The following is a 13,125-nucleotide window of genomic DNA, read 5'->3' as shown; positions in this document are numbered from 1 at the left end:
CATGCAGACTGCCGACATCCGCCAGCGTTGGCTGGACTTCTTCGCCGAGCGCGGACACACCGTCGTCCCGTCGGCGTCACTCGTCTCCGACGACCCCACGCTGCTCTTCACCGTCGCCGGCATGGTGCCGTTCGTGCCGTACCTGACGGGTCTCGTGCCCGCTCCGTACCCCCGCGCGACGAGCGTGCAGAAGTGCATCCGGACGAACGACATCGAAGAGGTCGGCAAGACTCCGCGCCACGGCACGTTCTTCCAGATGAGCGGCAACTTCTCGTTCGGCGACTACTTCAAGGAGGGCGCCATCTCGATGGCGTGGGAGCTCCTGACGACGCCCGAGGCCGACGGCGGCTACGGCTTCGACCGAAACGACCTCTGGGTCACCGTCTACGAAGACGACGACGAGGCGATCGAGCTCTGGAAGAAGGTCGCCGACCTGCCCGACGAGCGCATCCAGCGACTCGGCAAGGACACGAACTACTGGCACACCGGCCAGCCGGGCCCTGCGGGTCCCTGCTCCGAGATCTTCTTCGACCGCGGCCCCGAGTACGGCATCGACGGCGGCCCGGCCACCGACGACGATCGCTACGTCGAGATCTGGAACCTCGTGTTCATGCAGTACCTCATCGACGACGTCGTGTCGAAGACCGACTTCCGCATCGTGAAGGAACTGCCGAAGAAGAACATCGACACCGGCATGGGTCTCGAGCGCGTCGCCTTCATCAAGCAGGGCGTCGACAACATGTACGAGATCGACCAGGTGCGCCCGGTGCTCGACCGCGCCGCCGAGCTCTCGGGTCGCCGCTACGGCGCGAACCACGACGACGATGTGCGCATGCGCGTCATCGCCGACCACGTGCGCTCCGCGCTCATGCTCATGAGCGACGGCGTGAGCCCGTCGAACGAGGGGCGCGGATACATCCTGCGCCGACTCCTGCGCCGAAGCATCCGTGCAATGCGCCTTCTCGGCGTCGAGGGCCCGACCTTCCGCGAGCTCTTCGCAGCGTCGCGCGACGCGATGAAGACCGCCTACCCCGAGGTCGCGAAGGACTACGCGCACATCGAGCAGCTCGCCCTCGGCGAGGAGGAGACCTTCCTCCGCACGCTCACCGCGGGAACGTCGATCCTCGACCTCGCGGTCTCCAAGACCAAGGACTCCGGTCGCGGCGAGCTCGCCGGCGACACGGCGTTCCTCCTGCATGACACGTACGGCTTCCCGATCGAGCTCACCCTCGAGATGGCCGATGAGGCCGGCCTCGCGGTCGACCGCGCCGCATTCGACACGCTCATGACCGAGCAGCGGTCGCGGGCGAAGGCCGATGCGAAGTCGAAGAAGAAGGTGCTCGCCGACCTCTCGGTGTACGCGGAGTTCCGCGCAAAGGGCGAGACGATCTTCACGGGCTACACCGAGCTGACGACGGCGTCGAGCGTGCTGGGCCTCCTCGTCGACGGCCGACCGGTGCCGTTCGCGACCGCGGGCCAGACCGCAGAGGTCATCCTCGCGGAGACCTCGCTCTACGCCGAGTCCGGCGGACAGGCGCCCGACCAGGGGCGCATCGTCGGTGACGGCTTCGAGCTCGAGGTGCTCGACGTGCAGAAGCCCATCAAGGGCCTCATCAGCCACACCGTGAAGGTGACGAAGGGCGAGGTCGGAGTCGGGGTGCCCGCGACGACGCTCGTCGACGAGCAGTACCGACGCGGGGCGACGCAGGCGCACTCGGGCACGCACCTCGTGCACGCTGCGCTGCGCCAGGTGCTCGGCCCGAACGCCCACCAGTCCGGCTCCTTCAACAAGGCCGGATACCTGCGTCTCGACTACGGCTGGAACTCCGCCCTCTCGACCGAGACCCGCAGCGAGATCGAGGAGATCTCGAACGCCGCGATCCGTGACAACCTCGAGGTCGTCACGCGTGAGATGCCCCTCGACGAGGCGAAGTCGCTCGGTGCGATGGCGCTCTTCGGCGAGAAGTACGGCGACGTCGTTCGCGTCGTCGACATCGGCGGCCCATGGTCGCGTGAGCTCTGCGCCGGTACGCACGTGTCGACGAGTGCCGAGGTCGGCATGATCAACATCGTGGGGGAGTCCTCGGTCGGTGCGTCCAACCGCCGCGTGGAGTCGCTCGTCGGCCTCGACGCCTTCCGCCGATTCGCCTCGGAGCGCGCGCTCGTCTCCGAGCTGACGTCGTCGCTGAAGACGCGGCCCGAGCAGCTCGTCGACCGCGTCGGCGAACTCGTCTCGAGCCTGAAGGCCGCCGAGAAGCGCATCCAGCAGTTCGAGGCCCGCGCACTGAACGACCGCGTGCCCGCCCTCGCCGCGAAGGCCGTGCGTACCGGTGACGTGCTGCTCGTCGCCGAGACGGTCGGCTCGCTCGGCACCGGTGACGAGTTGCGCGCACTCGCGCTCTCCGTGCGATCGCAGCTCGGCGACGCGGCATCCGTCGTGGCACTGGCCGCCGAGGTCGGCGGCAAGCCGGTCGCGATCGTCGCGACGTCGCCTGCCGCTCGAGATGCCGGCGCGAACGCCGGTGCCCTCGCGAAGACGATGGCCGGAGTGCTCGGCGGCGGCGGCGGCGGCAAGCCCGATCTCGCCCAGGGCGGCGGCAGCGACCTCTCGGCGATCCCGGCCGCGCTCGACGCGGTGCGCTCGGCGCTCCGCGGGTAGTCGGCGTGCGCACCGGGGCGAGGCTCGGCGTCGACGTCGGGCGCGCCCGAATCGGCGTCGCCCGTTGCGATGCCGGGGGTCTCATCGCGACCCCGATCGAAACGGTCGCGCGTGCCACTGATGGGGATGCCGATGTCACGCGCATCCTCGAGCTCGCGCGCGAGTACGAGGTGATCGAGATCGTCGTCGGCAATCCGCTGTCGCTCTCGGGCGCCTCGACGCCGTCGACCGACGACGCGGTCGCGTTCGCGGAGCGGTTGACGCGTGCGGGGATCCCGGTGCGGCTCGTCGACGAACGGCTCTCGACCGTGAGCGCCCAGCAGGCGCTTCGTGCGACAGGGAAGTCGACGCGCAAGCAGCGTCCCATCGTCGATCAGGTTGCAGCCGTTATCATTTTGCAACACGCCATCGACGCCGAGCGGGACTTCAACCGCCCGCCCGGCCGGACGATCGAGATCCCCGAAGGGCCATCCCCCCTGTGACCCAGCCCCATTCCGAGCGCGACGCAGACCGTGCAACCGCCGACTGGCACGCGATGCTCGCCGGCAACGAGCCGGTGCGAGCACCGAGATCATCGGATGCCGCGCCCCGCACCTCACCGGTCGCCGCGACACCGACCGGGCCGGCCCAGCCGCAGCCGCCGTCGGAAGGGCGACCGCTGACCCGTCGCGAGGCGAGGGAGGCCGAGCAGCGTCAGGCTGCCGAGGCGGAAGCGGCGGCAGTGCTCGCCGAGGCGGGCCCGCCGGCCGAGCCGGCATCGAGCCTGCCGCTCTTCGAGCCGATCGTGGCGGATCCGGTCGCTCCGGACCCGGCCCGGCCCTCGCGAGCCGAACGGCGTGCGGTCAACGCCGACCCCTACGAGCCCGAGAAGCCGAAGCGACGTGGAGCATGGGGCTGCCTCGTCGGTCTGCTCATCGTCGCCGCGCTCGGCGCGGGGGCGTACTTCTTCCTGCAGGGGCCCATCAACGCCGTCATCGAGCGATTCACGCCGGCAGCGGACTTCGAGGGCACCGGCACCGGTGAGGTCGTCTTCATGATCCACGACGGCGAGAACGGTTCCGACATCGCGACGAACCTCGTCGACGAAGGCGTCACCGCTTCCTATGACGCCTTCTACGACCTGCTGCTCGAGCAGAGCCCCGAACCGGAGTTCCACCCCGGGGCCTATCAGCTGGCCGAGGAGATGAGCGCGCAGGCAGCGCTGGATGCGCTGCAGGATCCGGCGAACAAGCTCGAGCAGACCTTCGTGATCCCCGAGGGCACCTCGCTGCCCGATGCGCTCGTCGCCATCTCCGAGGGCACCGACGTGCCACTCGAGAACCTGCAGGCCGCGGCCGTCGAACCGCCGGCGAGCTATGGACTGCCCGCCGAGGCGACGACGCTCGAGGGCTTCCTCTTCCCGGCGACCTACACGCTGGAGCCGGGCCTCGACGCGCACGCCGTGCTGCAGACGCTCGTGAACCGGCAGTTCGAGGCGCTCGACGCCGCGGGAGTGCCGGCCGATCAGCGGTGGCGCACGATCGTGCTCGCGTCGATCGTGCAACGTGAAGCGGGTTCGAACCTCGACGACTTCCCGAAGGTCGCGCGAGTCTTCCAGAACCGCCTCGACCAGGGCATCAACCTCGAGTCCGACGCGACGGTCGCCTACGGCACGGGCAACACGCACACCGTCTGGACGACCGACGAGGAGCGCGCCGATGCGTCGAACCTCTACAACACGTACGCCAACCCCGGGCTCCCGATCGGTCCGATCGGCAACCCGGGCGACGTGGCGATCAACGCCGCCATCCACCCGGCCGACGGCTCATGGCTGTTCTTCGTGCCGGTGAACCTCGCGACCGGTGAGACGGTCTTCTCGACCACGGTCGAGGAGCACGAGGCGGCCGTGGAGCGCCTGCAGGAATGGTGCGCGCTCGACGAGAACGCCGCGTACTGTGAGTGACCTCCGACGGCTCGCGGTGCTCGGCTCGCCCATCTCGCACTCCAAGAGCCCGGCCCTGCACCGGGCGGCGTACGACCTGCTGGGCCTGTCGTGGCAGTACTCGGCCGTCGAGATGGACGGCGACCGGCTCGGTGAGTTCATCGGCGGCCTGGATGCCTCGTGGCGAGGGCTCTCGCTCACGATGCCCCTCAAGCAGGACGTGCTCCCGCTCCTCGACTCGATCGACGAGGTAGCTGCGATCACCGGTGCCGCGAACACGGTGCTCTTCGACGCCGGTAGCCGGCGAGGCTTCAACACCGACGTCGGCGGCATCGTGCGCACGCTCCGCGAGGCCGGCGTTCACGCGGTGTCGCGCGGGGTGCTGCTCGGCGGCGGGGCGACGGCCGCCTCCGCGCTCGTCGCGATGTCGGAACTCGGTTCGCGCGAGGTGCGGGTGCTCGTGCGTCGACCCGGCGCAGCCGTGGCGCTCATCGAGCTCGGGTCCCGCCTCGGGGTGCGGGTCGACGAGGGCCGCATGGAGGAGCTCGACACGATCGGCCGTGCCGAACTCGTCGTGAGCACCGTGCCCGGCGGCACGGACCTCGGCGTCGCGGCATCCGCTGGGTTGATCGCCTCGGCCACGCTGCTCGACGTCGCCTACGATCCGTGGCCCACCCCGCTCGCGGCCGGCTGGATCGCCGGCGGCGGCACGGTCGTGCACGGACTCGGGATGCTGCTGCACCAGGCACTGCTCCAGGTGCGGATCTTCGTGAACGGCGACCCGAACGAGCCGCTCGTCGACGAAGACGCCGTGCTCGGCGTCATGCGCGCCGCGATCTCCTGACCGCTCGGGGTGTCGCTTTCCTGCGTCGCCGTCATGCGACGTCCGCGTCCCCGAGCCTGTGGAAGGATAGGACCATGCTCCGTTGGCTCACTGCCGGAGAGTCGCACGGCCCTGAGCTCGTCGCGATCCTCGAGGGTCTTCCCGCCGGTATCCCCGTTTCGCTCGACGATATTCGTGCTGACCTCGCACGCCGCAAGCTCGGCTACGGCCGAGGTGCGCGCATGAAGTTCGAGCAGGACGAACTCGCGATCTCGGGCGGAGTGCGCCACGGCCTGAGCCTCGGCAGCCCCGTGGCACTGCGCATCGGCAACACCGAATGGCCGAAGTGGCAGGAGGTGATGAGCCCCGAGCCCATCGACCCCGCCAAGCTCGGCCGCGGTCGCGGCGCCGCGCTCACGCGCCCGCGTCCCGGTCACGCCGACCTCGTCGGCATGCAGAAGTACGGATTCGACGAGGCCCGCCCGGTGCTCGAGCGGGCGAGCGCCCGCGAGACGGCCGCCCGTGTCGCGCTCGGGGCGGTCGCCCGTTCCTTCCTCGCCGAGCTCGGCATCCGGCTCGTCGCGCACACGCTCGCGATCGGTCCGGTCCGCGTGCCCGACGGCCGCCCGCTGCCGACGCCCGACGACGTCGACGTGCTCGATGCCGATCCGCTGCGCTGCTTCGACCCCGAGACGTCCGCGGCGATGGTCGCCGAGGTCGACCTCGCGCACAAGGAGGGCGACACGCTCGGCGGCGTCGTCGAGGTGCTCGCCTACGGCGTGCCGCCCGGCCTCGGCTCGCACGTGCACTGGGATCGGCGGCTCGACGCGCAGCTCGCTGCAGCGCTCATGGGCATCCAGGCGATCAAGGGCGTGGAGGTCGGCGACGGCTTCGAGACCACTCGTCGCCGCGGCTCGGCCGCACACGACGAACTGCACGTCGAGGACGGTCGCATCGCCCGTGCGAGCGATCGCGCCGGCGGCACCGAGGGCGGCATGTCCACCGGCACCGTGCTGCGCGTCCGCGCCGGCATGAAGCCCATCGCGACCGTGCCGCACGCGCTGCCGACGGTCGACGTCGCGACCGGCGAGGCTGCCGCGGCGCACCACCAGCGTTCCGACGTCGTCGCCGTGCCCGCAGCGGGTGTCGTGGCCGAGGCGATGGTCGCCCTCACCCTCGCGAACGCCGTGCTCGAGAAGTTCGGCGGCGACTCGGTCGACGAGACCCGGCGCAACCTCGAGTCGTACCTCGCGGCGATCCCCGACACCCTCCGCACGGCCGGCGCTGCTGCGGACACCGCGGCAGATCGTGTCTGACACGCCGCGGATCGCCCTGCCGATCGTGCTCGTCGGCCCGATGGGCGCTGGCAAGTCCCGGGTCGGGCAGCGGCTCGCGGCATCCGTCGGCGCACCGTTCGTCGACACCGACCTGCGCATCGTCGAGCGCTATGGGCCGATCGAGGAGATCTTCGACCGCGAGGGCGAGGAGTACTTCCGCATCGTCGAACGCGAGGTCGTGGGCGAAGCGCTGCGCGAAGAGGCCGTGATCTCGCTCGGCGGCGGCGCCGTGCTGCACGACGACACGCGCGACGACCTCGCGGGCCTGCCCGTCGTCTGGCTGCAGGTCTCCGCGTCGGCGGTGGCGCCGCGACTCACGGGCGGCAACCGTCCGCTCCTCGCCGATGGCGGCGTCGAACGGTGGAGTGCCATCCTCGACGCGAGGCGTCCCCTCTACGAATCGGTCGCCGACTTCAGCATCGACACCTCGCGTCGCTCGGTCGCGCGGATCGTCGACGACATCACCGCGCACTTCGGAGGAACACGATGACCGCAGACGAGACCCGCACGAGCATCCGCGTCGGTGGCGAGTCGGGCTACGACGTGGTCGTCGGCCGAGGCGTGCTCGCCGAGCTCGGCGATGCGATCGGCTCCGCGGCGACGAAGGTGCTCATCGTGCACCCGGCGACGCTCGGCGCGCGTGCAGCAGAGCTGCGCGAAGCGCTCTCCGATCGCTACCAGGTGCTCCTCGCCGAGGTGCCCGATGCCGAGGCGGGCAAGCGCGTCGAGGTCGCCGCGTTCTGCTGGCAGGTGCTCGGGCAGGCCGACTTCACCCGCACCGACGCGGTCGTCGGCTTCGGCGGGGGAGCGATCACCGACCTCGCCGGCTTCGTCGCCGCGACGTGGCTCCGCGGCGTGAAGGTCGTGCAGGTGCCGACCACGGTGCTCGGTATGGTCGATGCCGCAGTGGGCGGCAAGACCGGCATAAACACGAACGAGGGCAAGAACCTCGTCGGTGCGTTCCACGCGCCGGCCGCGGTGATCTGCGACCTCGACACGCTCGACACGCTCCCGAAGAACGAGATCCTCGCGGGCTTCGCCGAGATCGTGAAGGCGGGCTTCATCCGCTACCCCGAGATCCTCGACATCATCGAGGCCGACCCCGAGGCGGCGACCGACCCCTCGACTCCGCAGTTCCGTCGCGTGATCGAGCTCGCGATCCAGATGAAGGCCGACGTCGTCTCCGAGGACTTCACCGAGCAGGGGCTCCGCGAGATCCTGAACTACGGCCACACGCTCGGCCACGCCGTCGAGCACGCCGAGCGATACCAGTGGCGTCACGGCGCTGCGGTCGCCGTGGGCATGGCGTTCGCGGCCGAGCTCGGCCGGCTGTCGGGCCGGCTCCCCGACGAGGTCGCCGACCGTCACAAGCGCGTGCTCGACCTGCTGAGCCTGCCGACGTCGTACCCCGCGGGCCGGTGGAACACGCTGCTCGCCACGATGCAGCGCGACAAGAAGGCTCGCGCGGGCCAGCTCCGCTTCATCGTGCTCGACGACCTGGCCAAGCCCACGGTCATGCTCGCACCCGACCAGTCGCTGCTCTTCGCCGCGTACCAGGAGATCGCGTCCTGAGCGGTGCACGCGAGAGCGAGCGGATGCCTCGGGCATCCGCTCGCTCTCGTGGATGAGCCCGATCAGCCCGTGGTCGCCGCGCCGAGGCCGGGGTTGTCGCTGAAGAATCCGTCGAGCCCCTCGTCGAGGAACACGCGCAGTTCACCGGCGAGGTCGCCGATGCCCGCGGGATCGGCGCTCGACCGGAACTCTGCCGGGAGGAACGCGTTCTCGCGGCGGAACGTCCAGCCGTGCACTTCGAGTCTGGCCGCGTGAGCGTCGGCGATGAGCGTCGTGGGCGCGCCGAGCGTGCCGGTCGCCGTGCGGGGGATCACGAGGCTCTTCTCGACGCCGACGCCGTCGGCGTACGTCGCGATCTCGGCGAGCCCCGCAGGGGTCGCGAGGTCGGCGTACGTCCGGGCGTCACCCGCGAGCACGAAGTCGTACGGACGACCGCTCGAGTTGACGAGCTGGGCGAGCGCGACGTCGGTGGCGCCGTCGAGCTCGCGCAGGTTGGCGGTCTCGAAGCTCTGGACGATGACCGGTGCATCGGCATCGGCGAGCCCGTTGCGCGAGAGCTCGGCGACGAGCGGCTCCTCGAGGGAGAGGCCGATGGAGTCGAAGTAGCTCGGGTGCTTCGTCTCGGGGTAGACGCCGACGGGCAGGCCGTCGCAGCTCACCGAGTGCCGGGCGAGGTCGAGCACCTCGTCGAGGGTCGGCACCTGATAGAGCCCGTTGAAGGTCGTGTTCCCGGGGCGGATCTGCGGGAGTCGTTCGACCGCTCGCAGGGTCTTCAGCTCGGCGAGCGTGAGGTCCTCGGTGAACCAGCCCGTGACCGAGACGCCGTCGATGAGCTTCGTGGTCCTGCGGTCGGCGAACGCCGGGCGGGTGCCGACGTCCGTCGTGCCGCTGATCTCGTTCTCATGGCGGGCGACGAGCACGCCGTCCTTCGTCGAGACCACGTCGGGCTCGATGAAGTCGGCGCACTCGTTGATCGCGGTCTCGTAGGCGGCGAGCGTGTGCTCGGGGCGAGAGCCGCTCGCGCCGCGATGCGCGACGACGGTGACGCCGGAGGGCTGCACTCGCGTGCGATCGAGGGCGATGACGTCGATCTCGGTGTCGTCTGGGACGCCGGGGATGCGCGCGTCGTTGCCGGGGTAGTTGTTGTCGTTCGCGATCAGGAGATCGCCGTTCTTCAACTGCACGATGGTTTCGAACGACTGCACCGGCAGCGAGAACGGGTCGCCGGTGCCGTAGCCGTCGCCTGCGCCGAGCAGATCGGGGTTCGCGATGCGCAGCGCATCGAGCACGAGGGTCTTCTCCAGCTTGCCCTCGGCGTCGGATCGCGTGAGATCGACCTCGTAGATGCGCTTCGTCACCGACTGGTCGCCTTCGAAGTCGTCGCGTTCGACGAGCAGCAGCACGCCGTTCCGCACGGCGAAGGCGTCGCCCACCACGTTCGCGTCCTGGTCGGTCTGGTAGTTCCATGTGCGATCCGTGTATGCGCCCGCCTTGGTGTCGAACTCGAGGATCTCGCGACGGCGGAGGTCCGCGTCATCCGCGTAGGACCCTTCGACGATCGGGTAAAGGTAGCGTCCGTTGACCGACGACGCGAGCGCCTCGAACCCGCGGCTCGCCCGCACGCGAGGGGTCTCCCCGGCCTGCAGGTAGGGATTCTGCGGCGACTTCGCGTTGCCCGGCATCGGGTGCGGCTTCTCCAGCAGGGTGCCGTCGGCGGCGAAGTGGAGCAGGAACGGGCCGAATTCCTCGCCGACCCAGAAGCTGCCGTCCTTCGCGCGGACGACCGACTCGACATCGAAATCGGCACCGGTGAGGAGGCGATCCTGTGTGGTCTCGTTCGTGATGGGAAAGTCGAGCACGTGGTTCGCGTCGTTGTACGAGACGAACCGCTCGACCTGGATCTCGCCGCTCCCGCCCTCCGCCGTCTGCCACGCCGGCCGGACGAGATAGGTGCGGAGCAGGAAGTCGGCCGAGTTGCCCTTGGCGCCGAAGCCGTTGTCGGGCTGGGCCCAGAAGGTGCCGTCGCCGTTGTCGGTCATCGCCGAGAAGCCCGGGATGACTTGGCCGGCGAAGGGTCCCGTACGCCCGTTCACCGGAGTGGTGAGCGCCGCTCCGCTCGAGGGGCCCGACTCGAGGTGATCGGCCGAAAGGGTCGCCCGGGCGACGAGGGCCGGTTCCGTCTTCTTGACGGACGGACCGTTCGGTCCGTCGCCGCCGTTCCCGGCGGCGACCGCGGCCGAGGGGGCGAGCAGCGCGGCCGCCGTGACGGTGGTGACCGCAGCGACCAGGAGGCGCGTGCGTGTTCGTACAGTGTCTGTTGGCATACGGCGAGCCAATCGGGCGCAGGGCACGTCGCGGTGGCCGTGTGCGGAATGCGGTGCGACCGGCAGGTGAACCCGAGCCCTCTCGGCCACCCGACCCGCCACCCGCCGTCATCGCACCGTTCACCGAGTACGTGCCGTCGCCCGAGGTCCGCTTCGGTCGACCGGCCGGAGGACCACCTCTCGGTAGGCTTGCGGGCATGACGACGATCCTCGTGCTTAATGGCCCGAACCTCGGCCGACTCGGCACCCGCGAACCCGAGGTCTACGGCAGCGAGAGCCTCGCCGACATCCGCGACTCGATCGCAGGGGCGGTGCCCGACGACGTCGAGATCGACCTGCGCCAGAGCGACGACGAGGCGGAGCTGATCGGCTGGATCCACGAGGCCGTCGACCGGAAGCTCCCGGTCGTGCTGAATCCGGCCGCGTTCACCCATTACAGCTACGCGCTGCGCGACGCGGCGGCCCAGCTGAAGCAGGCCGGGGTGCCGCTCGTCGAGGTCCACCTCTCGAACCCGCACACTCGTGAGACATTCCGGCACACGAGCGTGATCTCCGGTGTCGCCACCGGGGTGATCGCGGGCTTCGGCAGCGACTCGTACCGCATGGCCGTCGAATGGGTCGTCAGGAACCGCTGAATACGACGCCGGGTGCGCGGCATCCGGGTGCATTGGCGCAGTCTCGACCGAGCGACTAAACTCGACCGACTGAACTTCTGCGGCCGATTCCGGCCGAGCCTCTTCGCAACTGAACGGAACACACACGCATGGCAAGCACCGCTGACATCAAGAACGGCGTCGTCCTCTCCATCGACGGTCAGCTCTGGAGCGTCATCGAGTTCCAGCACGTCAAGCCCGGCAAGGGCGGTGCGTTCGTGCGCACCAAGCTGAAGAACGTCGTCTCGGGCAAGACCGTCGACCGCACGTACAACGCGGGCGCGAAGATCGAGATCGAGAACGTCGACCGTCGTGACTTCACCTACCTCTACAGCGACGGCGACGGCTTCGTCTTCATGGACCAGACCGACTTCGACCAGCTCACGGTGCCCGGCACCGTCGTCGGCGACGCCGCGAACTTCATGCTCGAGAACCAGTCGGTGACCGTCGCGCTGAACAACGGCAACCCGCTCTACGTCGAGCTGCCCGCCTCGGTCGTGCTCGAGATCACCTACACGGAGCCGGGCCTGCAGGGCGACCGCTCCACCGGCGGCACGAAGCCCGCGACGGTCGAGACCGGCTACGAGATCCAGGTGCCGCTCTTCCTCGAGACCGGCACGAAGGTCAAGGTCGACACCCGCACGGGCGACTACCTCGGCCGCGTGAACGACTAGTGAGCGCTCGTACCAAGGCGCGCAAGCGGGCGCTCGACCTGTTGTACTCGGCCGACATGCGTCAGGTGCCGGTCGAGCAGATGCTCGTCGTCGAGGCCGAGAAGGCGGCGAGCGAACCTGAACGAGCCGCCTCGTGGCTCTACGCACGCGAGATCGTCGACGGCATCGTCGACAATCGCGACGAGATCGACGAACTCATCGAGACCCACTCGCACGGCTGGACCCTCGAGCGGATGCCGGCGGTCGACCGTGCGATCCTGCGCATCGGCGTCTGGGAGATCATCCACAACGACGCCGTGCCCGACCCCGTCGCGATCTCCGAGGCGGTCGAGGCTGCCACGGTGCTCTCGACCGACGACTCGGCCGGCTTCGTGAACGGCCTGCTCGCGGCGATCTCGCACTCGAAGGCCTGACGCCCGAGCTCCTTCCGGCTTCCGCTCGATCCGCGTGGATGAGCCCGCTTCAGCGCCCCCGCACTCGGGGGGTTCTGTGGCCATGTCCCTGAGCCCGCGCTCGGTGGAAACACCGAGCGCGGTTCAGCGACACTCCCGACGACGCGCGCCCGCCGTGGCGATGTGATGAGTGCGCCGCCGATTCCGGCCGCATCTCCCGCATTGCTCTCGGAAGGAGCACCATGTCCAGCACCACCATCGGAACCGGCCGCGTCGCGACCGGAACCGGGCTCGACTCGATCCTCGAACGCGCGAACTCCGCCCAGGCGGTCGTCCAGCGCTTCCTCGCTCGTGCAGGCGTGCCCGCGCTCCGCGTCGCGCTCGGCCTCGTCTTCCTCGTCTTCGGCGCGTTGAAGTTCTTCCCGGGCATGAGCCCCGTCGAAGCGCTCGTGACCCGAACCTGGAACGTGTTGTCGTTCGGCGTGATCGACGGATACGCGGCGCTCGCGCTGACCGCGGCGCTCGAGGTGTTCGTCGGCGTCACGCTCGTGACGGGCGTGCTGCTCCGGATCGGCCTGCTCGCCCTCGCGGTGACCTTCGTGGGCGTGTTCTCGCCGCTCGTGTTCTTCGCCGGCGAACTCTTCACCGCGGCCGGACCCTCGCTCGCCGCGCAGTACATCCTGAAGGACGTCGTGCTCGTGGCCGCGGCCATGGTGATCGCGGCGAAGGCATTCACGCGTCCGATCCGGTGACGCCGTGCATTCGGCCCG

General features: G+C 69.8%; 12 protein-coding genes. 11 read left to right on the top strand and 1 reads right to left on the bottom strand.

Going from position 1 to position 13,125, the window contains the following annotated elements:
• Nucleotide 1: 1 nt before the first annotated feature.
• The 7 genes from alaS (at nucleotide 2) to aroB (ending at nucleotide 8,312) form a co-directional block, all read left to right on the top strand.
• Nucleotides 2-2,659 carry an alanine--tRNA ligase gene (gene alaS, locus ASD23_RS08415; RefSeq protein ID WP_056009322.1) on the top strand — a complete coding sequence of 886 codons (2,658 nt, stop codon included), beginning with the start codon at nucleotides 2-4 and terminating at the stop codon, nucleotides 2,657-2,659.
• Nucleotides 2,660-2,664: 5 nt separating this feature from the next.
• Entirely contained in the window at nucleotides 2,665-3,141 is a 477-nt protein-coding gene (gene ruvX, locus ASD23_RS08410; protein WP_056009320.1) for a Holliday junction resolvase RuvX, read from the top strand.
• Entirely contained in the window at nucleotides 3,138-4,601 is a 1,464-nt protein-coding gene (gene mltG, locus ASD23_RS08405) for an endolytic transglycosylase MltG (protein ID WP_056009318.1), read from the top strand. Before ruvX ends, mltG begins: the two co-directional genes overlap by 4 nt.
• The gene (locus tag ASD23_RS08400) at nucleotides 4,594-5,424 is read left to right on the top strand and encodes a shikimate dehydrogenase (protein WP_056009315.1); all 831 of its coding nucleotides are present in this window, start codon (nucleotides 4,594-4,596) and stop codon (nucleotides 5,422-5,424) included. Before mltG ends, ASD23_RS08400 begins: the two co-directional genes overlap by 8 nt.
• 74 nt (nucleotides 5,425-5,498) lie before the next feature.
• The gene (gene aroC, locus ASD23_RS08395) at nucleotides 5,499-6,719 is read left to right on the top strand and encodes a chorismate synthase (protein ID WP_056009313.1); all 1,221 of its coding nucleotides are present in this window, start codon (nucleotides 5,499-5,501) and stop codon (nucleotides 6,717-6,719) included.
• Nucleotides 6,712-7,230, top strand: coding sequence for a shikimate kinase (locus tag ASD23_RS08390; protein WP_235507686.1), 519 nt, complete (start codon nucleotides 6,712-6,714; stop codon nucleotides 7,228-7,230). Before aroC ends, ASD23_RS08390 begins: the two co-directional genes overlap by 8 nt.
• Nucleotides 7,227-8,312, top strand: coding sequence for a 3-dehydroquinate synthase (gene aroB, locus ASD23_RS08385; protein ID WP_056009311.1), 1,086 nt, complete (start codon nucleotides 7,227-7,229; stop codon nucleotides 8,310-8,312). The genes ASD23_RS08390 and aroB overlap by 4 nt, the downstream gene beginning before the upstream one ends.
• A 62-nt stretch (nucleotides 8,313-8,374) precedes the next feature.
• Here the strand turns inward: aroB and ASD23_RS08380 are convergent, their stop codons facing one another.
• Entirely contained in the window at nucleotides 8,375-10,636 is a 2,262-nt protein-coding gene (locus ASD23_RS08380) for an esterase-like activity of phytase family protein (RefSeq protein WP_056009309.1), read from the bottom strand.
• A 197-nt stretch (nucleotides 10,637-10,833) separates the two neighbouring features.
• Here ASD23_RS08380 and ASD23_RS08375 point away from each other — a divergent pair, with 197 nt between their 5' ends.
• The 4 genes from ASD23_RS08375 to ASD23_RS08360 all read left to right on the top strand — a co-directional run bounded on the left by ASD23_RS08375 (nucleotide 10,834) and on the right by ASD23_RS08360 (nucleotide 13,107).
• Complete coding sequence (locus tag ASD23_RS08375; protein WP_056009307.1) at nucleotides 10,834-11,271, top strand: type II 3-dehydroquinate dehydratase; 438 nt, start codon at nucleotides 10,834-10,836, stop codon at nucleotides 11,269-11,271.
• Between the two features lie 128 nt (nucleotides 11,272-11,399).
• Nucleotides 11,400-11,963 (top strand): elongation factor P, encoded by a 564-nt coding sequence (gene efp / locus ASD23_RS08370; RefSeq protein ID WP_056009305.1) that lies wholly within the window; start codon nucleotides 11,400-11,402, stop codon nucleotides 11,961-11,963.
• Nucleotides 11,963-12,376 carry a transcription antitermination factor NusB gene (gene nusB / locus ASD23_RS08365; RefSeq protein ID WP_056009303.1) on the top strand — a complete coding sequence of 138 codons (414 nt, stop codon included), beginning with the start codon at nucleotides 11,963-11,965 and terminating at the stop codon, nucleotides 12,374-12,376. Before efp ends, nusB begins: the two co-directional genes overlap by 1 nt.
• A gap of 221 nt (nucleotides 12,377-12,597) precedes the next feature.
• Nucleotides 12,598-13,107, top strand: a complete 510-nt coding sequence (locus tag ASD23_RS08360; RefSeq protein ID WP_056009301.1) for a DoxX family membrane protein — start codon at nucleotides 12,598-12,600, stop codon at nucleotides 13,105-13,107.
• Nucleotides 13,108-13,125 lie beyond the last annotated feature (18 nt).

The organism is Agromyces sp. Root1464 (assembly GCF_001427265.1).
Taxonomy (GTDB): domain Bacteria; phylum Actinomycetota; class Actinomycetes; order Actinomycetales; family Microbacteriaceae; genus Agromyces; species Agromyces fucosus.
Note: the sequence above shows the minus strand (reverse complement) of the source record. Positions and strands in the feature narration are given on the sequence as shown.